Annotated in this window: 7 protein-coding genes; 6 read left to right on the forward strand and 1 reads right to left on the reverse strand. The window is 66.1% G+C overall.

What is annotated here, in order from left to right:
* The coding region (locus tag JaAD80_RS25230; RefSeq protein ID WP_180979584.1) for a PepSY domain-containing protein at positions 1 to 556 on the forward strand (556 nt) is incomplete at its 5' end.
* Between the two features lie 89 nt (positions 557 to 645).
* On the forward strand, positions 646 to 1,032 hold the full coding sequence (locus JaAD80_RS25235; protein ID WP_102298647.1) for a hypothetical protein: 387 nt from the start codon (positions 646 to 648) through the stop codon (positions 1,030 to 1,032).
* Positions 1,033 to 1,047: 15 nt separating this feature from the next.
* Here JaAD80_RS25235 and JaAD80_RS25240 read toward each other — a convergent pair whose 3' ends face one another.
* Positions 1,048 to 1,962: a LysR family transcriptional regulator gene (locus tag JaAD80_RS25240; RefSeq protein ID WP_102298654.1), complete on the reverse strand. Its 915-nt coding sequence runs from the start codon at positions 1,960 to 1,962 to the stop codon at positions 1,048 to 1,050.
* A gap of 102 nt (positions 1,963 to 2,064) precedes the next feature.
* On the opposite strand from JaAD80_RS25240, the gene JaAD80_RS25245 reads away from it, so the two are divergent.
* The 4 genes from JaAD80_RS25245 to JaAD80_RS25260 form a co-directional block, all read left to right on the forward strand.
* Positions 2,065 to 3,174 carry a muconate/chloromuconate family cycloisomerase gene (locus JaAD80_RS25245; RefSeq protein WP_102298649.1) on the forward strand — a complete coding sequence of 370 codons (1,110 nt, stop codon included), beginning with the start codon at positions 2,065 to 2,067 and terminating at the stop codon, positions 3,172 to 3,174.
* Positions 3,175 to 3,193: 19 nt separating this feature from the next.
* Entirely contained in the window at positions 3,194 to 3,484 is a 291-nt protein-coding gene (catC, locus tag JaAD80_RS25250) for a muconolactone Delta-isomerase (RefSeq protein WP_102298651.1), read from the forward strand.
* Between the two features lie 48 nt (positions 3,485 to 3,532).
* Positions 3,533 to 4,453 (forward strand): catechol 1,2-dioxygenase, encoded by a 921-nt coding sequence (gene catA / locus JaAD80_RS25255; protein WP_102298652.1) that lies wholly within the window; start codon positions 3,533 to 3,535, stop codon positions 4,451 to 4,453.
* Positions 4,454 to 4,479: 26 nt separating this feature from the next.
* A partial coding sequence (locus JaAD80_RS25260; protein ID WP_146012534.1) for an alpha/beta fold hydrolase occupies positions 4,480 to 4,929 on the forward strand: 450 nt, incomplete at its 3' end.

The following is a 4,929-nucleotide window of genomic DNA, read 5'->3' on the forward strand; positions in this document are numbered from 1 at the left end:
CTCAACCGAGGAGGGCGCGCCGCTGGACTGGCAGGATGCGTGGCAGGTGGCGCGCAGCCACGCGCCCGCCATCGCCGTGCAGCTGACGGCGCCGGCCAGCCAGGACGATGTGTGGCGCGCTGCCATGGCCGACCGTAGCCGGCCCACCTTGCGCTTCGACCTGCAGTTCGACGCCTACAGCGGCAAGCCCCTGTACTACGCGGGCTGGGAAGCGCAGACGGCGTTCGGCAAGGCCACGGCCATCGGCATCCCGTTTCACCGGGGCGAATTCGGCTGGTGGAACCAGGCCTTGCTGCTGCTGTTTGGCGCCAGCGTGCTGTTTTCGCTGGTATCGGGCTGGGTGATGTTCTTCAAGCGCCGCATGCCTGGCACCCTGGGCTTGCCCAGGCTGCTGCCCGGCGCCTGGACCTCGCCCTCGGCGCTGGCCTGGCTGGTGGCGGCGCTCATGTGCGCGCTGATGCCCTTGCTGCTTGTTTCCGGCGGCCTGCTGATGCTGCTGGAACTGGGCCTGGCACGGCGACAGCGGCTTGGACGCCGACGATGGGCTGGGCGATAAGGGCAGCCATGGCCTGGCGCTTGCTGGGATAAAATGAGAGGGCGCGGCCTGGCTCGTTGCCAAGGGCCGCACCTTAGCCATGGCTGAACATGAAATTCATCGACTTTCCCGCTTTGTCCGCGCTGGCCGCCACGTCGGCGCTGGTGACAAAAAAATGCAGCTGCTGCGCCGTCCCGCTCGATGCCTGGCAGCGCCTTCCCACCTCGCTGGAGCTGAACCGCTTTGAAGAAATCGGCACCCTGCGCGAAGACCCGTACGAAGAACCGACGTTTGCCGAGTACCATCCGCAGGGCACGCGCTACGACAGCATCGACGCGCCCATCGCGCCGCGCTTTTATCCCGCCAACCTGAGCCAGGTGGCCCGCTGCCTGGACTGCGGCCGCCACTACCTTCGCTACAACGAGGCGGGCGGCTATTTCACGGAACTGCGCATCCGCGCGCTGCGTCCGGAACTGCTGGCCGACGCGCCGCTGTAGCTGCGCGCAGCACGGCTACAGGCTTTCCTTGATGTGCGCGATGCCGTGTTCATCGTAGATCGAGTACACGGCGGCAAGAATGTTTTCCAGCTCGGGCGAGCGGTCCATGCGCCGCATGCTGAACAGGATGGGTGAGAACGCATGCTGGTCGTCCAGCTTGCGGTAGATGACGTTACGGTGATGCATGGCTTGCACGCTTTCCGGCACGATGGAAATGCCCTGGCCGGCCGCCACCAGGCCCATGGAAATCTGCAGCTCGCGCACCTCGGTGATGAGGCCGGGCGTGACATTGCCATCGCTGAACATGGCCAGCACCTGGTCGGCAAAGCTGGGGCGCGGCGCCTTCGGGTACACCAGCAGGGTTTCATGCGTCAGGTCCGTCAGGCGCAGGCCGCCCTCGCCATGCGCCAGCCGGTGCCCGGGCGGCAGGGCCACCACCAGGCGCTCTTCGCGCAGCAGGATGCGGCGGATGCTGGGATCCTCGCTTTTCAGGCGCCCGAAACCCACGTCGATGCGCCCTTCCTTCAGGGCCTTGATCTGCTCCACCGTCGTCATTTCGTGCAAGGTCACGTCCACCTCGGGGTGGCGTTCGCAATAGCGGTGCACCACATCGGGCAATTCCCCATACAGGGTCGAGGCGACGAAGCCGATCGACAGGGTACGTTCCAGCTTGCCGATGCGCTGCGTCATCGCCTTCAGGTCGCGCACCTGGTCGAGCAGCGGGCGCGCGTGGGCGAGAAAAAACTCGCCCGCCTCGGTCAGGCGCAAGGGCCGCGAACCTTTTTCGATCAGCGCCACGCCCAGGGTTTCTTCCAGCTGCTGCATCTGCCGGCTGAGGGGCGGCTGCGCGATATGCAGGCGCTCGGCGGCGCGCGTGAAGTTCCTTTCTTCGGCGACCGCAACGAAGTAGCGCAAGTGGCGTAATTCCATCTTCATACCTTTCAGGTATAGGTTCGATACCAACTCGGTGTTGGACGTGGGGGCTTTGGGGGCATATCGTGTCTCCACTCCACAGAATTATACGGAATAAATATGATTCAAAATATCGAGACCTTCCTGGTCGATGTGCCGACCATTCGTCCGCACCGCATGTCCGTCGCCACCATGAATACCCAGACCCTGGTGCTGGTGCGCGTGCGCTGCGCCGACGGCATCACGGGCTGGGGCGAGGCCACCACCATCGGCGGCTTGAGCTACGGCGGCGAAAGCCCGGAAAGCATCAAGACGAATATCGACACCTATATCGCGCCGCTGCTGGTCGGCATGGAAGCGAGCCAGGTGGCGAAAGCCATGGCCATCTTGCGCAAGGTGGTGCAGGGCAACCGCTTCGCCAAGTGCGCGATCGAGACGGCGCTGCTCGACGCGCAGGCACGCCGCCTGAACGTGCCGCTGTCGGAACTGCTGGGCGGGCGGGTACGCGACGCGCTGCCCGTGGCCTGGGTGCTGGCCAGCGGCGACACCGTGCGCGACATCGCCGAAGGCGAAAAAATGCTGGAGCTGCGCCGCCACCGCATCTTCAAGCTGAAGATCGGCTTGCGCGACGTGATGGACGACGTGGCCCACGTATTGGAAATCAAGCGGGCGCTGGGCGAGCGCGCCAGCGTGCGCGTCGACGTCAACCAGGCCTGGAGCGAGACGGACGCCGTGCGCGGCATCGCCGCACTGGAAGCGGGCGGCATCGACCTGATCGAGCAGCCCGTCAAGGCGGGCAACCGCGCCGCGCTGGCGCGCCTGAAGCAGCGTTTCGACGTGGCCATCATGGCCGATGAAGCCCTGCATGGCCCGGCCGATGCGCTGGCGCTGGCGCAGGCCGATGCGGCCGACGTGTACGCGGTCAAGATCACCCAGTCGGGCGGCTTGCTGCCGGCGCTGGAAGTGGCCACCGTGGCGCGCCTGGCCGGCGTCGGCCTGTATGGCGGCACCATGCTCGAAGGCGGCATCGGCACGGCCGCCACGGCCCATGTCTGTTCCACGTTTGCGGAACTGGCCTGGGGCACGGAACTGTTCGGACCACTGCTGCTGACGCAGGAAGTCCTGCGCGAACCGCTCGTGTACCGCGACTTCATGCTGCAGGTGCCGACAGGGCCGGGCCTGGGCGTGGAGATCGACACCGACAAGCTGCGTTCTTTGCAGCGTCAATAGGAAAGTCAAAGGAGAAACCATGTTATTCCATGTACGCATGAACGTGAACCTGCCCTTGAGCATGCCCGCCGAGCAGGCGGCGCAGCTCAAGCAGACGGAAAAGGAACTGGCGCAGCGCCTGCAGCAGGAAGGCAAGTGGCGCCATCTGTGGCGTATCGCCGGGCAGTACGCCAACATCAGCGTCTTTGACGTGGACAGCGTGGACGATCTGCACAACCTGCTGACCTCCTTGCCGCTGTTCCCCTACATGCAGATCGACGTGATGCCGCTGTGCCGCCATCCATCCTCGGTGCGCGGCGACGATTCCTGACCCGCGCGCAGCATCCGGCGCAGTACCCCTTACTCAAGGAGACACCTCATGCAACATACCGACATCGATACCCTCGTCAAGAAGTGGATCGTGGACGCCGCCGACCGTCCCGCCAACCCGCGCGTGCAGCAGATCGTCGTGCGCCTGCTGGGCGACTTGTGCAAGACCATCGACGACCTGGACGTCACGCCCGACGAGTTCTGGAGCGGCCTGGCCTACCTGTCGGCCGCCGGTGCTTCCAGCGAACTGGGTTTGCTGGCGGCGGGCATGGGCCTGGAACATTTTCTCGACCTGCGCGCCGACGAGGCTGAGGCGCAGGCTGGCCTGGCCGGCGCCACGCCGCGCACCATCGAAGGTCCGCTGTACGTGGCAGGCGCACCCGAAAGCGTGGGCTACGCCCGTCTCGACGATGGCACGGAGAGCGAACGCGCCGAGGTGCTGCTGATGCAGGGCACCGTGTTCGACGCCGATGGCCAGCCGCTGCCCGGCGCGCAGGTCGAAGTCTGGCATGCGAATTTGCTGGGCAATTACTCGTTCTTCGACCATACGCAGTCGCCGTTCAACCTGCGCCGCACCATCGTCGCGGACCAGGACGGGCGCTACCAGTTCCGCAGCATCCTGCCGGCCGGCTATGGCTGCCCGCCGGACGGCACCACGCAGCAGCTGCTCGATCTGCTGGGCCGCCACGGCCAGCGTCCGGCGCACATCCATTTCTTCATCAGCGCGCCGGGCCACCGCAAGCTGACGACGCAGATCAACATCGATGGCGACAGCTATCTGTGGGACGATTTCGCCTTCGCCACGCGCGAAGGCCTGGTGCCGCCCATCACGCGGGTCGACGATGCGGCGCAACTGGCTGCCCTGCAGCTGCAGCAGCCATATGCATCGATCGCGTTTGATTTTCATTTGAGCCGCGACAGCGCGGCGCTGCCGTCAGCGGCAGTCGAGCGGCAGCGCGCCGCCGCCTAAGGACACAGGGACAATAGGGACACAGCATGCAATCCTTTTTCACAGCGGGCGACACGCGCCTGCATTACCGCACCGATGGCGAACGTGGCAATCCCTGTCTGGTGCTGTCGAATTCCCTGGGCACGGACCTGTCCATGTGGGATGCGCAGGCCGATGCCCTGGCCAGCGACTTCTTCGTCGTGCGCTACGATACGCGTGGCCATGGCCAGTCCGCCAGCGGCGGCGCGCCGTTCGGCATCGAGCGCCTGGGCCAGGACGTGGTGGCGCTGCTGGACCACCTGGACGTGGCGCAGGCTGCGTTCTGCGGCATCTCGATGGGCGGCTTGACGGGCCAGTGGCTGGGCATCCACCAGTCGCGGCGCCTGACGCATCTGGTGCTGGCCAACACGGCGGCGCGTATCGGCGCGGCCGACGCCTGGCTGGCGCGCGCCGCCCAGGTGCGCCGCGAAGGCATGGGTGGCGTGGCCGATGGCGCT

The organism is Janthinobacterium sp. AD80 (assembly GCF_002878455.1).
In the GTDB taxonomy this organism is placed as follows: domain Bacteria; phylum Pseudomonadota; class Gammaproteobacteria; order Burkholderiales; family Burkholderiaceae_D; genus Janthinobacterium.

Bases quoted from the DNA above. Each gene is read 5' to 3' on its own strand.
- JaAD80_RS25235 (WP_102298647.1), top strand. From the start codon at position 646: ATGAAATTCATCGACTTTCCCGCTTTGTCCGCGCTGGCCGCCACGTCG.
- JaAD80_RS25240 (WP_102298654.1), bottom strand. From the start codon at position 1,962: ATGGAATTACGCCACTTGCGCTACTTCGTTGCGGTCGCCGAAGAAAGG.
- JaAD80_RS25245 (WP_102298649.1), top strand. From the start codon at position 2,065: ATGATTCAAAATATCGAGACCTTCCTGGTCGATGTGCCGACCATTCGT.
- catC (WP_102298651.1), top strand. From the start codon at position 3,194: ATGTTATTCCATGTACGCATGAACGTGAACCTGCCCTTGAGCATGCCC.
- catA (WP_102298652.1), top strand. From the start codon at position 3,533: ATGCAACATACCGACATCGATACCCTCGTCAAGAAGTGGATCGTGGAC.